This window comes from Enterovibrio norvegicus FF-33 (assembly GCF_000286835.2).
Taxonomy (GTDB): domain Bacteria; phylum Pseudomonadota; class Gammaproteobacteria; order Enterobacterales; family Vibrionaceae; genus Enterovibrio; species Enterovibrio norvegicus_A.
This window is the reverse complement of sequence record NZ_AJYD02000038.1, coordinates 160,971-174,363: the sequence shown is the minus strand read 5'-3', so window position 1 is coordinate 174,363 and position 13,393 is coordinate 160,971. Positions and strand designations below refer to the sequence as shown.

General features: G+C 41.0%; 13 protein-coding genes and 1 pseudogene. 5 read left to right on the top strand and 9 right to left on the bottom strand.

Going from position 1 to position 13,393, the window contains the following annotated elements; translation table 11 throughout:
* Nucleotides 1-37: 37 nt before the first annotated feature.
* Nucleotides 38-1,006 carry a hypothetical protein gene (locus A1OO_RS09210; protein WP_017002805.1) on the bottom strand — a complete coding sequence of 323 codons (969 nt, stop codon included), beginning with the start codon at nt 1,004-1,006 and terminating at the stop codon, nt 38-40.
* Nucleotides 1,007-1,338: 332 nt separating this feature from the next.
* Here A1OO_RS09210 and A1OO_RS09205 point away from each other — a divergent pair, with 332 nt between their 5' ends.
* Complete coding sequence (locus tag A1OO_RS09205) at nt 1,339-2,076, top strand: DNA/RNA non-specific endonuclease (RefSeq protein WP_017002804.1); 738 nt, start codon at nt 1,339-1,341, stop codon at nt 2,074-2,076.
* A gap of 178 nt (nt 2,077-2,254) precedes the next feature.
* Here the strand turns inward: A1OO_RS09205 and A1OO_RS09200 are convergent, their stop codons facing one another.
* Nucleotides 2,255-2,443, bottom strand: a complete 189-nt coding sequence (locus A1OO_RS09200; protein WP_017002803.1) for a hypothetical protein — start codon at nt 2,441-2,443, stop codon at nt 2,255-2,257.
* Nucleotides 2,444-2,466: 23 nt separating this feature from the next.
* The gene (locus tag A1OO_RS09195) at nt 2,467-2,850 is read right to left on the bottom strand and encodes a hypothetical protein (RefSeq protein ID WP_017002802.1); all 384 of its coding nucleotides are present in this window, start codon (nt 2,848-2,850) and stop codon (nt 2,467-2,469) included.
* Between the two features lie 379 nt (nt 2,851-3,229).
* Here A1OO_RS09195 and A1OO_RS09190 point away from each other — a divergent pair, with 379 nt between their 5' ends.
* Nucleotides 3,230-3,415: a hypothetical protein gene (locus A1OO_RS09190; RefSeq protein ID WP_017002801.1), complete on the top strand. Its 186-nt coding sequence runs from the start codon at nt 3,230-3,232 to the stop codon at nt 3,413-3,415.
* Between the two features lie 463 nt (nt 3,416-3,878).
* Here the strand turns inward: A1OO_RS09190 and A1OO_RS09180 are convergent, their stop codons facing one another.
* The 4 genes from A1OO_RS09180 to A1OO_RS09165 all read right to left on the bottom strand — a co-directional run bounded on the left by A1OO_RS09180 (nt 3,879) and on the right by A1OO_RS09165 (nt 8,118).
* On the bottom strand, nt 3,879-4,073 hold the full coding sequence (locus tag A1OO_RS09180; protein ID WP_017002799.1) for a hypothetical protein: 195 nt from the start codon (nt 4,071-4,073) through the stop codon (nt 3,879-3,881).
* Nucleotides 4,074-4,099: 26 nt separating this feature from the next.
* Nucleotides 4,100-4,609, bottom strand: a complete 510-nt coding sequence (locus A1OO_RS09175; protein ID WP_016962205.1) for a hypothetical protein — start codon at nt 4,607-4,609, stop codon at nt 4,100-4,102.
* The gene (locus A1OO_RS09170) at nt 4,572-5,279 is read right to left on the bottom strand and encodes a winged helix-turn-helix domain-containing protein (protein ID WP_017002798.1); all 708 of its coding nucleotides are present in this window, start codon (nt 5,277-5,279) and stop codon (nt 4,572-4,574) included. Before A1OO_RS09170 ends, A1OO_RS09175 begins: the two co-directional genes overlap by 38 nt.
* A 97-nt stretch (nt 5,280-5,376) precedes the next feature.
* Complete coding sequence (locus A1OO_RS09165; RefSeq protein ID WP_017002797.1) at nt 5,377-8,118, bottom strand: Ig-like domain-containing protein; 2,742 nt, start codon at nt 8,116-8,118, stop codon at nt 5,377-5,379.
* A 252-nt stretch (nt 8,119-8,370) separates the two neighbouring features.
* Between A1OO_RS09165 and A1OO_RS09160 the strand changes: the two genes are divergently transcribed.
* On the top strand, nt 8,371-9,135 hold the full coding sequence (locus A1OO_RS09160) for an EAL domain-containing protein (protein ID WP_016962202.1): 765 nt from the start codon (nt 8,371-8,373) through the stop codon (nt 9,133-9,135).
* Between the two features lie 74 nt (nt 9,136-9,209).
* A pseudogene (locus tag A1OO_RS22980) lies at nt 9,210-10,383 on the top strand (IS3 family transposase).
* Between the two features lie 140 nt (nt 10,384-10,523).
* Here A1OO_RS22980 and A1OO_RS09145 read toward each other — a convergent pair.
* Nucleotides 10,524-10,901, bottom strand: coding sequence for a YibL family ribosome-associated protein (locus A1OO_RS09145; RefSeq protein ID WP_017002795.1), 378 nt, complete (start codon nt 10,899-10,901; stop codon nt 10,524-10,526).
* Nucleotides 10,902-11,048: 147 nt separating this feature from the next.
* Complete coding sequence (gene cra / locus A1OO_RS09140; RefSeq protein WP_017002794.1) at nt 11,049-12,029, bottom strand: catabolite repressor/activator; 981 nt, start codon at nt 12,027-12,029, stop codon at nt 11,049-11,051.
* 245 nt (nt 12,030-12,274) lie between these two features.
* Between cra and fruB the strand changes: the two genes are divergently transcribed.
* Nucleotides 12,275-13,390 (top strand): fused PTS fructose transporter subunit IIA/HPr protein, encoded by a 1,116-nt coding sequence (fruB, locus tag A1OO_RS09135; protein ID WP_026023786.1) that lies wholly within the window; start codon nt 12,275-12,277, stop codon nt 13,388-13,390.
* Nucleotides 13,391-13,393: the final 3 nt, after the last annotated feature.

Genomic DNA, 13,393 nt, shown 5'->3' with positions numbered 1-13,393 from the left:
GGGCATGACCTTCTCATGTTTTTGTGTCCTAGCCCTCTCACACTGCTGTTTGGAGTCTTCTCATCAACGATTTCAACACCTGTGCTTTTTCAAGTGCGGTGCCTATCTCTTCCATGACTGATTCAAACTCTTGTACCGTGATTTTAATCTCAGGTAGTGGCGTTTCGATATTGACTGATTTACCCGATTTAACTATTTGATACCCTTTCATCTCTAAGCACTCAAACTGGCTCTTGATATGGTCGAAGTCGTCTGCTCGACCAAGAAACTGCAACTTAATAGTTTTACCGTAGATTTGATGAACAATTCGCACCTGTTTGTTGGCAGGATCAGGGTAGAAATGAATCCAGTTGTGTCCAACAGCTCGAGGTTTTGATTGTTCTGGGTTCAACTTTGGGAAGTTATTTGAAACGTAAGCCAAATATTTTCTGGCAAATTCTGTAGTTCTTGAGCAAATTTTCGCTACATAATATCTTCGATTTTTATCGATCGCGTTTTTTAATATCTGAGCGCGATAGCACCCTCGTTTGTCGCCTTGGGCAACGAAATAATCCATGATTTTTTCGTATGAGATGGCCGCATCATAAGGCTCAGAATTTCTAGCAATGTAATCCTCTGGTGCAATGATGCAGGTTCTGAAATCTTGCCATAGTCCATCTTCAATACCTTTATTTCCTCTTAATCTGTATCGCTTTCCTTGCTGTGGTTGAGCTGAAGCATCAATTTTGTTTTCTAATAGTATGGCGTGAGAAGACATATCATCAGATTGGTAGAGATAAACAAGATCCGACTCTCCGAGAGATGTATCAGCTACAGAGTGCCAAGCACCGATCGTTTTAACAGAGGCTACTTCTTTACGAACTTGGCAAACGATCCATTGAGAAAAGGAGTCTGAAACGTTCAGTTCCTCTAGCACTAAGAGATCAATATCGCGTTCTGTAATGCTTTGAAATGTATTAAGTGTTTGCATCGGATTAATAGTTTTCATGCATTTAACTTCTAGCATGCCATTTTCCTTATTCGCTGAGTAAAAGATATGAATGCCGTAGGGCTAACTATAATTTTTTCAATCAACACATTGAGTTTATGAGCAACATCATAAAAAATGCCGATGATGTGCTCATTTCTTTTACCTATCCATTAGTACATATTTGGCAAAAAATAATTGGTTTGGGATTTTTCTTCATGACTGATAACACGAAATGGTGCAGAAACGGCATTGAGCGATCGCGATCAAACTGGTTTTGGGACATGAGAAAGGGATGTTAGCCAGAATGAGTTATCATGACTTGCTTTCAACATTCTCACTCACAAATCAAACGGACAAGGATTTTCACCGTGAATCTTCCCCATCTTCTTAGCATACCGGCGTTGTTTCTATCACTCTCTGCCTCCGCCAATATATATTCCCCGTTTTGCCCATTGGGTTGCCCAGAAGTGCGTGACGGCAACAACCTCGTCTTCACACACATCTATGCGCTTTCACAAAACCCGACGACCAAGTTTGCTGACTGGGCGGCGTATGAAGTTGATGTGGTCAACTTTGGACCTGGGCCTGGAAGGAATTGGGGCAATAACCCTGTGTTACCCGAAGAAGATGTTCTTGAGAAAGGGGACTATTCTGGCGCATTTAAAGCCATCGGTGCGGATCGTGGGCACATGGCCCCGTTAGCCGCTTTTGCAGGTAGCAAGTATTGGTATGAGACGAACTATATCAGCAACATTGTACCGCAATCGTCAGCATTGAATCAGGGATCATGGGAAGATCTTGAGCAGGCAATACGTGACGGTGTTAGCTACGGTGAGTCATTGTTTGTCATTAACGGTTCTTTGTATGAGAAACCGATGGATGACATGCCAAAAGCAAATGAAGATCATGAAATCCCGTCAGCGTTCTATAAGGTTGTGTATGACGAAAGAGGGAACGCCGCCGCGTTTATTATGGAACAAGACACTAAACGCACAACGCGATACTGTGATAAGCAGGTTTCACTTCAAGAATTGAAGACGCGTGTTGGCTATTCACTTCCCGAAATAGCACTGAGCAGTGCCATGAAAAAGCGAATAGGTTGTTAGGGACACTTCGCAAGATTTGGCGCTGAGAAACGTAGCAGTTAAACACCCATGTTGTTTCACTCTGAATCATAAGAAGAGAGTTGGTCGCGATAGGAAAAAGCGTTTCAATGGATCTCGAGAGCCCTTTGTTCCTTTCTCTAATCTCTCCGCAAGTTCATGGGGCTCTTTTTACCTGCCTCTAGACTTTCCTATATCCTTCAATCTCATCAAGGCGCGCTTCATGCCCGAGGATGGCATCGGCTTGTTCAGCAACCGTGTTGAGTTTTTTCAGTGCGGCATCCAGCATTAAGTCCAGCGTATCGACAGTTTTCGCTCGGCGAAAAAATATCAACCAATCTATGCGTTTAGTTGGTGCTGTTTTTATCATTTTTTCTCCAGGTAGGAACAGTATTACTGATCCTCAGTATTGTCACTTTTCAATGATGACCACGTCAATATCATCATGCCTATCGCCAAGAGATTAATGGATAAGCCCGTTCTTTCAGCCGAAGGGACGTCTATTTGGCCGACCCAGGTCGAAATATACATGGAAAGACCGGTTCTGAAGTAGAAAATTGGCGAATCAGCGAACAGCGTGACTGACTGCATCATGAAAAAAATGACCAACATCCATTTGCCGACTTTGTACTTTAAAGCAACCAGGAGACAGGTGACGTAGCCGAATAGTAAATAGATTAGATAGTCAGTTCGATACACTGAATAATCGTCATAAATGGCGTATTCAACAGATGATGCCATCAAAAGCAATGTCAGGGTAAAGCCAACAATTAGCATTATTTTTCGATTCATCATGAGTACAAGGTTGACGAGAGATTACGTCGATTTTACCACCGTGTATTCCTCGCGTTCAAAATGGTGTCTTGTAATACACCCATTGGCATTGAACCTCGCGTGTTGTCTAGAATGCTAATTCCTCAATGGGCGTCAACCTACACAAATGTGGTGCTGATCACAGGTTTGTGACTTTTTTCTCATGCTGCATGTATGGTTTGTTCATCATTTGAACTGTATGAACAATATTATTCACAGTTGATACGTGTAATTGAAATGGGACATTAGTTGTAACTTTCAACGGTCGCTCGCTTGTGACCCTTACTGGCTGGGTTGATTATCACTCATACCTTAAGTGGTTAATTAAGGAATAATATGGCAAATGGATAACTCAGTTGGCAAAGGTAAACAAAAGGAAGCTATAGAGCGAGAAGCTCTCTGTGATGAGATTGATACTTTAATGGATTTAATGCTCGTCGAAGGGGAGCTCTCTGATGGAACCAAAATTTGGATACGCCGTACACTCATGAAGTTAGTCAGTGCACTCGGTGACAATAATCCAAAGTGACATTTGAGGCATTCCAGATTGGGATGCCTCAAGCTTTTTATGTAGAAAATCGTGTCTACCGACTCACTTTGCCCAAACAGAAAATTGAGATGACAAATGACGATTTTGAGCTGAAAATCGACGTTTTGAGCGGAAAAACCCCTCCAAAACTCGATGTAAGTTCTTGTCTTCTCAACAATCAAATTTCGAATTGATGTTTGCTGAAAGCCGGTTTCACGCAGCCTATCCATATGAATTTATTAAGTTAAGTCTGTAATTAGCCATAGTGATATACGTTTACCTGTAAAGATGGTGCTTTCTTCAATATAGCGAAGTGATTTAGCTACTTTTGTTATTGATTTTTAAAGGCGTTGACGGTAGTCGGCGCCTTTTTGTTATTTGAGATTGTTTTATCCTTAATATTCTGTATTTAAAGGATAATGATAGCGCTAAATTACCGTATTTCTGCACAAATTTCTGTGTATTAGAGTGGGAAGATTGTGTCTTTTAGGTGGTTCATCATTATTTCTTCCAAACGAGAACGCTCTCTTCGCGAATTTTTAGAAATGATTTGCTCGGTGATATGGCGCTGACGGGCTGCCTTTCTTTGTTGGCGAATACTTGGTCGATAAGTGAAGAAGGTACTGGCTGACCACACCGGAAGCGCGACATTGTTCATTCTAAAAGTTCTTCCTGTTTTTATTTCTACTCAACACCGATGAATTTTGGTTTGTAATCAATGAATCCAAACTTACCGTTAATATTATCCTCATGGATTAAATCAATGGGGTAGTCATAAACTGAATAGATTTTCCCCTCTGAGGACTTGAATATCTTTGCAGACAAGAAATTGACATGGTCATATTGAAAATCCTGTAAGTCGATATCTTTTTTGTTAGATATATCGATAGGTTTCTGCCATTTTTCTGAAATTAAATAGAGAAATATATCGCTACCCCAATAACCCCAAATATACTTTTTCGTGTATATTCTTCCTGATTTTTTCTGATGCACTACTGATGTCAATATGCCATCTATACATGCACCTTGAGACTTCAAGCTCTCCGATTCACTATTGAATTTGAACTTGCATCCGGTGCCATTTATGAAAGGCTTGATATTCCAGAGGAACATAAGTAGACCCAACACGATGAGAGCTGCAAGTACAGAATATTCTCTATTCGACTTTTTTAAATGATGCTTCAGCTTCGCCATTATAGTGTCCATATAGGTATTCACCATCTTCTAACCCTGAAGTATCCCCTATATGACCACTCGTGGAACAAACAACTTTACCGTCAAAAGTGATACATTCAAGCGATGCTTGATGGGATTGAAAAACAAAAGAAACAAAAAACGACAATGCATAAATGAAGAATAACAACGTAATCAAGACTAATTTTGTTTTCTTATTATGAATTACATTTTCTTTTTTATGCGGTATTGATTTGACTTCTTCACCTTCATAAAAACGTGCAACGGGATCGTTATTTTCAGACACGGTGGGTTCAGCTGTCGCACTGTCTTTAACATTAGGCATGTCGCCTATTTTTTCATCTAAACTATCTTCTATAAAGCCAGAGTGAAGCATATACCCTTTACCGGGCAGCGTTTCTATTATTTCGCCTTTGTCTGAAAGTGCTTGGCGAATGGCTTTTATTGCCATTGTCAAAGAGTTTGGACCTACCACTCGCATCGGCCAACCAGCAGCAATAAGATCTGATTTTGTGACCTCATTGCCTTTATTTTCAATAAGATGAGAGAGTACCATTGATTCAGATATACTAAGCTTTGACACTTCTCCAGTGCTATTGTTAAAAATAGTTTTTTTCAACCTATCAAAAATGTAGCTGTGCATATTTTCTTCTCGAATCAATGAAGACACACTCTCTCTCCTACCTATTATAGATTACAATATGGGAACGGGATTTACATTAGTCGTCCGGGTAGTAATCAGACCCAGAACCATCAGTTTATAGAGCTCAATTTGCAAATTCACCAGGTAATGGATCTCTTATGGTAAATCGATCTGTGAAATAGGAGATTCGTTTTTTCAATTCTCCACCACCTGTTGTTGTTGAATTTTCGTTAGAATAATAAGTTTGCTCTACTTCGAAAATAAAAATAAATTCCCCTCTCGTTTCTTTACCGAAACTTAATGTATTATTGTTGTTACAACCTACTTGCTCCGCACTTACATTGCATGGGAATTTAATATATGAACTTGGATTAGGATTACTTTCTAATCCTGAATTACTTGCTAATAAACTTTGATCAATAATTTTCACTGATCTTACTTTCTTGTCATTTTCATCGTTATTGAACGTCTCACCGAAATCATCACCTTTATCTAAAACCAGTAAATATAAATAGTATTGGCGACTATTGAGAAATTCTTTTATTCCGTCGGCGACCCAGGTATTTTGGGTTATAGTTGCATATACTTGATGATTTGTATAATTAAGACTTTCAGCTCCGGTCATTTGTGGAAGTAATGAAGTCTCTTTTACCTTGATCGTTTTAGATGAACAAAGACTATCCATTTCTTTATGGCAATATGTTATTTTGAAATCGCCTGCTTTTTTTGCTATGAGTTGTTGAGCTCTTTCATCAAATACAATACAGCCACCATCTGCGCATCCTGTAACTTGTATTTGTCTCTGGGAAACATGCTCTTGATGCATGCTGTTACTATTTAGGAAGCCTACTAGTATCTCTATTTTTCTCCTTTCTCCGCGTAGCATTGGCGTTTCATCTACAAGAAGTAAGAGATTTGATGCTTGTTCGACTGAGATGATCATACGCTCTGTTGCAACATGTTGATTTGATCTTAGTTTTGCCTGCAGAGTAAAATCGCCCTCACCAGTCGCTGTTAAATAAGAGTTATTTTGTTCAGTCACATTAATATTGTCACCATTATTCTCGATAACAAAGATCACATCCTCCACATCGCCGACAGAATCATCTGTATAGATGCCAGAAACCGAAATTTTTGTTGTTATACCCGACGGTATTCTGATATTAGAGTTTTTGAAAAAGATCTTCTTGAGCTCTTTTTCTGCTACTTCTAATTTTTTGGGTTCGGACTCAAAATTATTTAAAAATGCAGAGATCTCTACTTCACCTTTCTCTAATGCATAGATGTAGCCGTTCTCTATGTTGATGATTTTATTCGAACCTGGTTTTTTATAATCCCACCCAACTACACTAGTGACATCTGCTTTTTGCTTATTATTGTATGTGGCAGTGACAGAAAATTTTGTGCTGCTTCCTTGGCTAAGTTTCACTTTATCTATATCTATCACTAATGCTTCTATTTCTGCAGAAGATATATCAAATGTAAACTCATCACTCTCTATCTCCTTCCAAGCCACTTTAACAAAGGCCTGACCGTACTCTTTGAATTTTATAAATCGCTGATCTAAATCTTTGCTATTTGTTCTAACGACTTCAATATTATCAGATGTATTCCAAAAAACTTGGGAGGTGACAATACTGGAACTCTCATCGCTAAATTTACCAGTGGCTTGGATTTTTTTGCTCAAACCTACGATATAAGAGCTAGTGGTCTGCTCGCTTTGCTCAACCCAATCTAACGTTATTGCTTGAAGCTCAGCCTCTGTAACTTCAACTAAAAATGTATGAGAGACATCTCCATTGTCATAAGTTAAATTGACCTGACCAGGTGTTTTAGATGAAAATAAAACGTTACCGTTACCGTCTTTGTTAATGATGACATCTGTGATATCTGTGGCGTCTTGATACTCCGCCTTAATATGCTCTAGGTCAATATCGATATCATCAGTTGTTCCGTTGGTGTAGGTCCCTTTAACGGTAACTAATGTCTCGATACCCGCAGGAATAATTGGTTTATTCACGCTTAAGTTGACGCTTTGAAGCGTTGCTTCAGACACTTCTAACGTGAATGCAAAAGAGACACACTTTTCCTCACATAAACTATCATTCGGTGTTTCACCGCTTGGAATTTGCTCACCATAATATACAAGGACAGGCACATTCGTCGCTTGGTTGATATTAGTCAGATCCAGGTTATTATTTTCATCTAAAGAAACTGTTGGTGCGTCACCTACTGCGGACTGGTTTTTAGCAATTTTCAGATTACCCTTATCAATGAGATTAGACGATGTTTGAACGCGAGATCCATCGCTAAAAATGATATCCATGTCAAAGGGCTTATTTACACCCGCTATCGCATTCTGATCCTTTACCTCTATGGAAAGTACCTGTTTTTCTAATACTTCCAAGTCATAGGTTGAATCGATGAGATTGTAGCCATCTAGCCTTGGATCTTTATATGTTGCTGTAATGACAGTACTACCAGAATTATTCCCTTTAACTATGCCATTAGAACTAATGAATGCCACGCTTTGATCACTGGATGACCATTTAATATATTGACTATTAGTGAGGTCATCTGTCGAGCCATCAGTAAAATATCCAGTTGCTGTAAAACTATTTAAGAATCCTGAGACTAATCCTGTTTCTGTATCACCTTTTATTTTTGTATTGTATTCGATTCTTAGTTCTTCAAGAAATGGCGCTTCTTCATTAGCATCGTCGATAGCTTCTACATCTCCGGCTTGTTGTGCTACAGATGTCTTATCACCCTTACAGCCTGATACTAATAAAATAAAAAATGTTATACATAGTGCAGATATTATTAACCTGATTTTTTCTTTTTTATCATTTACTACTTTGTTCATGGTTTGTACTCATCTTTCCACATTGGTTAAAAGAGGTCCTGATGATAGTGGCATTGTTTTTTTTTGCATCCAATAAAAGATAATAAACATTATAAATGTTATAAAACAATGGCTTGTAGGTTTCCTTTGGTTTGTTTTATATTGTTAATTCAGGCTGACTTTTTAGCTTTATTTCTTATTATAATTTATTACTTCTGGTTTTTTGTTTTTGTTTTTATATTCCTCGGTGAATTATTCTGTTGAGGTGTTACAATGTTTTCTACTAAAAAAGCCGCGAATTTAGTCCGTAATTACAAGCTGGATGACTTTCATTTTTTTAACGTTAATAAAACTATTCAGACCTGGGAGATCAATGATATTGAAAGTTCGGTTGTAAGGTTTCGTGTTTTTAGTCAGCCTATAGTTAGGCGATTCGGCCAATTCGAAAAGAAAGCGAGAGAGTTACTTTTTAGACCACATAATATTGATGATGTGGACGCTTTTTATGATGGTTTATCGCGAGAGTACAGAAGAAACCTTGCTGAGGAGCAAATCAAATTCTTGACATTACAGGTTAGGAAGAAAAACATTAACCTCGATGAAGGTGAACTGATATTTATCAATATGGAACCTGAGGTGTTATCGTTTCTAACCGTGGAAGTTTATGAACTTTACCAAGCGCTTTTTTTCGCTGGCGCGAATTTGGTTATTGAAATTACGGAAAGAAATATTGAACGACTCGATCTTAGAAGTGTATATAGGCTTTTTGATCTTGGTGTTGAGTTTGCGCTTGACGATTTCGATCTGATGGGGCAGTACTTGGACTTCTCGCTTTTGGCGAATGAGTGTTTTCGTTTTATAAAGATTGAGCTTGATATGGCGTTACAAAATAAAAACACTGTATCTGAAATAAGAGAAAGTTTTGGTAAAGAAGTGATCGTTGAGCGTATTGAATTTCAAGAGTCTATGTTAGAGGTTATGACGTTACATTGTGACTACCTACAAGGATATTTATTGGCTGATCCACAGTTAATTTAATGGAACTGTAGTGGTCTAATGATCCCGGACACCATTTAAGGTGATAAAATGACCACTAAAGAAAGAGGTGTTCCATGACAAGACAACGTCGTTCATTTTCAGCTGAATTCAAACTGGAAGCAGCCTGCTTGGTGCTTGACCAAGGGTATTCAATTGCTGAGGCTAGCCGCTCATTAAACATCGGTGAAACAGGACTCAGACGCTGGGTCACACAACTTGAACAAGAGCGTGGCGGTAGTACGCCAGTTTCCAAAGCCTTAACGCCAGAGCAGCAGAAAATCCAAGAGTTAGAGGCAAGGATCCATCGACTTGAACGAGAAAAATCCATTCTAAAAAAGGCGACTGTAGATTCAACTGCTCTCTTGATGTCGGACGAACTCGAACGTACGCGTTGATAGACCAATTGAGAGAGCAAGAACCGGTGAATTGGTCTGTGCTGTGTTCGGTATCGCCACGTCGACTGACTATGAGCACTGCCAACGACGCCATGATATTGATGCTGAACGTTTGCATCTTCGTAGCGAGATCAACCGACTGTTTACGCTGAGCAGAAGCTCTGCGGGTAGTCGCACTCTGGTCGACATGATGTGTGAAATCGGACATAAGATTGGACGATTCAAGGTTTGCCGATTGATGAAAGAGGCACAACTCATCAGAAAGCAACCCGACTCACATAACTATAAGCAAGCCACGGTTGAGCGGCCTGATATTCCCAATCATCTTGATCGTCAGTTCATTGTCGACGGCCCAGATCAAGTATGGTGCGGCGATATTACCTATATATGGGCGGGTCATCGTTGGTGCTATCTTGCCGTTGTCATTGACCTGTATCGCAGACGGGTTGTCGGTTGGGCCATGTCTGACAGTCCTGATGCGGCATTGGTGACAAAAGCGTTGTCGATGGCGTATGAGCACCGAGGAAAACCAAGTGGCGTGATGTTCCATTCGGATCAAGGGTCCCAATACAGCAGTCGCCAGTTTCGACAACACCTGTGGCGGTATCGGATGACACAAAGCATGAGTCGACGTGGCAACTGCTGGGACAACGCTCCAATGGAAAGGCTATTTAGAAGTCTAAAATCTGAATGGATACCAGCAACAGGCTATGCATTTTTCGCTTAGGCATCCAAAGATATCAGTCATTACCTGATGAGCTATTAAAATTGGAAGAGAGCGCATAGTTATAACGGTGGGCTTCCACCTGCGAAAGCTGAAAATCGACCTAATTTACTGTCCGGAATGAGTTGACCACTACAATTTTCGAGGGTGTAGCGAAGACAGTGATGCTAAAAGATCGCGTTGTTTGAGTTGGATTATTGGTTTCAACGAGCCAAGAGAGTGAGAACCCAGCGTCGCACGATGGGTTCTCACTGCAAATAATGGGTCGATTAGAATGGCTTTTGTGCGTAGCCTGTTACTTCTGTGACACCGATTTCTTTACCCAATGCAGTCATTGGATGCACAACCATTAGGCCGCGAACAGATTTCTTCAATTTACCCATGTCGGCTTGTTCGGTTTTTGATAAAACACGATTGAAGTTCAAAGCAACGATTTTTTGTGCTTTTGCACTTAGATGAGTTTGTTGCTGGGACTTAGCTTCGGAAATTTTAAGCGTTAATGTGTTGATTTCATTAGTCAGCTTCGCAATTTCTTCGTGGTTTTTTGTCAAGTTGGCCACTTCTAGGTGACGGCGACAAAAATCAAGCTGCTTATTGTCTTCTTGTATTGTGGTTTTTAAATTCATGGCTCTGCCTTTTTTGAACATGCCTTTTCAGATGCCTTTAATGAAAGGTCTGTTTTAGGACGTTGATCTGTCTTTTGTTTAATGCGGAGAGTATACCAGTAAGTGTTTTGTCTTTTTCAATAAATGTGATCTTAAGCCTCTTCCGCCGCTATTTCTTTGCCTTTTGGGTTATATGCGCCACTTCGGCTTTCTTGGCACTACTTCCACACCTTGTTGGTAGCGGCCTGCAATGGCATTGAGGGTGAGTTCTAATGCGTGTTCACTGATCAATTCAAACTGCTGTGGCAAAGATTGCACTTTCATCGGGATGAAATCGAGCATGCGGTTGTCACCAAAAGTGGCGAATTTCGTGTGATTAGCAATGTCGGGATGAACGAGAATAGCATCAAGTACACCTTCAAATAGCGCATAAGAGGTAGTAACCACGGCATCGGGTAGCAGGTTATTCTCGTACCAGCACAGCATCAACCGCTTACCTTCTTCTTGGCTGAAATGGTCTCCGTGAATCACTTGTGTGGCGACACCGGCTTGACTTGCCGCGGAGAGAAAGCCCTGTTCGCGCTCTTTCGATACGCCCAACTCTGGGACTGCACCAATCAAGCCTATCGATTTAACGTTCTCTTCCATCAATTTTTCCGTCAGGGCGAATGCCCCTTCGAGATCTTCGCTAATGACACAGGCGAAATATTCATCATCCAATGCTCGGTCAATGGCGATGACAGGTGTGCCTGAAGATTGAATGGCAGGGTAGAAGTCATTGTCCGCAGGCAATGAGGAGGCAACAATCAAGGCATCAATCTTTCGACTGAGCAGCGTGTTGGCTACCTGCATTTCTGTTGAAGGGTTGTCGTCAGAGCAACTAATGATAAGTTGATAGCCTGCCAGCCTAGCGTCTCGCTCTAGAAGTTTGGCAATTTTAGCGTAGCTGGTGTTCTCTAAATCGGGGATCACAAGGCCAAAAGAGCGGCTGGTTCCTGCGCGCAATGCACTGGCTGCATGGTCTGGGCGATAGTTATGTTCATTCACAACCGCCATGACCTTTTGCTGTGTGCGTTCGCTAATGCGGTACTTGGCCGATTTTCCATTGATCACATAGCTTGCCGTGGTACGAGAAACGCCTGCCAACTTTGCAATTTCATTTAGCTTCATTGTTTTTCATTTCCGTACTCTGTGCGCGTGATCAAAAAACGCAAATTGGATCAAAATCATTCTTTGCATTATAAGCTGAAAGGATTCAGCATCAATAGCAGAAAGGTTTCAGCATGTTTAAAAATGTGCGCGGAGCCCTTTTTTTGACCTGCTTGCTGAAACGATTCAGCTAGTGGGTGAGAAAGGATAAACAAGGTATGTAAACGCCGGTGAGCATGATTCACCTAACGGCAGAGGTAGGCAAAATGTTGGAACTCACACCAAGCGATATTCTCCTAGGTAAGCAGGCGAATAATAAACAAAAAGCGATCAGCAATATTGCAAAAGACTTGGTAAATAAAGGTCTTGTTGCTGAAGGCTACGATGTAGGCATGCTTGCGCGAGAAGCGCAAAATTCGACGTTTCTCGGCAATGGCATTGCGATTCCGCACGGCACCACAGACACGCGAGACTTGGTGAAGGAAACTGGCGTACAGCTTCATCATTTTGCCGAAGGTGTTGATTGGGGCGATGGCAACACGGTTTACCTTGCTATTGGTATTGCGGCGAAATCGGATGAGCACTTAGGCATTTTGAAACAACTTACCCATGTGTTGTCTGCAGATGGTGTTGAAGATGCGCTGAAGAGCGCGGTGCTTGCAGATGATGTGCTGGCGATATTAAACGGTGAAGGGCAAAAAGGACTTCTTTTTGATGACTCTGTGGTCACTGTTGATTTTCCTGGCTCTGACTTGATTTCATTACTCGCGGTCACGGCAGGCAAACTTAAGAACGCAAACGCGGTGAATGAAGATTACATTGCAGATTTGCTCGTAAAACCTGCCACGTATTTAGGGCAGGGGCTATGGCTCGCTTCATCCGAAAATGGCGTAAACCGACCTGCCTTGTCTTTCATTTCAGTACACATGCCATTTGACGTGGAAAGCAAACCTGTGAAAGGGCTGATTGCTATTGCGGCGTCAGGTGCAGCACACGTTGAAATATTGAATAACCTCAGTGCACTTTTGTTCAATGGAAAAACCAACGATCTGTTTGCGAGCACTGCTGAAGATGTGATTAAAGCACTGACGGAAGTGCGTCAGGCGGGTATCAGTCATACGTTCAAGATTAAAAACGCCCACGGTTTGCATGCGCGACCTGGCGCAATGTTGGTGAGTGTTGCTAAAAAATTCGACTCTCAAATTTGGGTGGCCAATGTCAGTTCTGAAAGCAAGCAAGTCAACGCTAAAAGCTTGATGAAAGTCATCGCGTTAGGCGTTAAGCACGGGCATGAGCTTGAGTTTACGGCTGATGGCGTTGATGCCCTGCAAGCAATAGATGCGATTGGCGAAGCGATAGCCAATGGTTTGGGTGAGGGCTGATAA

Bases quoted from the DNA above. Each gene is read 5' to 3' on its own strand.
- fruB (WP_026023786.1), top strand. From the start codon at position 12,275: ATGTTGGAACTCACACCAAGCGATATTCTCCTAGGTAAGCAGGCGAAT.
- A1OO_RS09200 (WP_017002803.1), bottom strand. From the start codon at position 2,443: ATGATAAAAACAGCACCAACTAAACGCATAGATTGGTTGATATTTTTT.
- A1OO_RS09160 (WP_016962202.1), top strand. From the start codon at position 8,371: ATGTTTTCTACTAAAAAAGCCGCGAATTTAGTCCGTAATTACAAGCTG.
- A1OO_RS09180 (WP_017002799.1), bottom strand. From the start codon at position 4,073: ATGAACAATGTCGCGCTTCCGGTGTGGTCAGCCAGTACCTTCTTCACT.
- A1OO_RS09175 (WP_016962205.1), bottom strand. From the start codon at position 4,609: ATGGCGAAGCTGAAGCATCATTTAAAAAAGTCGAATAGAGAATATTCT.
- A1OO_RS09165 (WP_017002797.1), bottom strand. From the start codon at position 8,118: ATGAACAAAGTAGTAAATGATAAAAAAGAAAAAATCAGGTTAATAATA.
- A1OO_RS09190 (WP_017002801.1), top strand. From the start codon at position 3,230: ATGGATAACTCAGTTGGCAAAGGTAAACAAAAGGAAGCTATAGAGCGA.
- A1OO_RS09210 (WP_017002805.1), bottom strand. From the start codon at position 1,006: ATGCTAGAAGTTAAATGCATGAAAACTATTAATCCGATGCAAACACTT.
- A1OO_RS09145 (WP_017002795.1), bottom strand. From the start codon at position 10,901: ATGTTCAAAAAAGGCAGAGCCATGAATTTAAAAACCACAATACAAGAA.
- cra (WP_017002794.1), bottom strand. From the start codon at position 12,029: ATGAAGCTAAATGAAATTGCAAAGTTGGCAGGCGTTTCTCGTACCACG.
- A1OO_RS09195 (WP_017002802.1), bottom strand. From the start codon at position 2,850: ATGCTAATTGTTGGCTTTACCCTGACATTGCTTTTGATGGCATCATCT.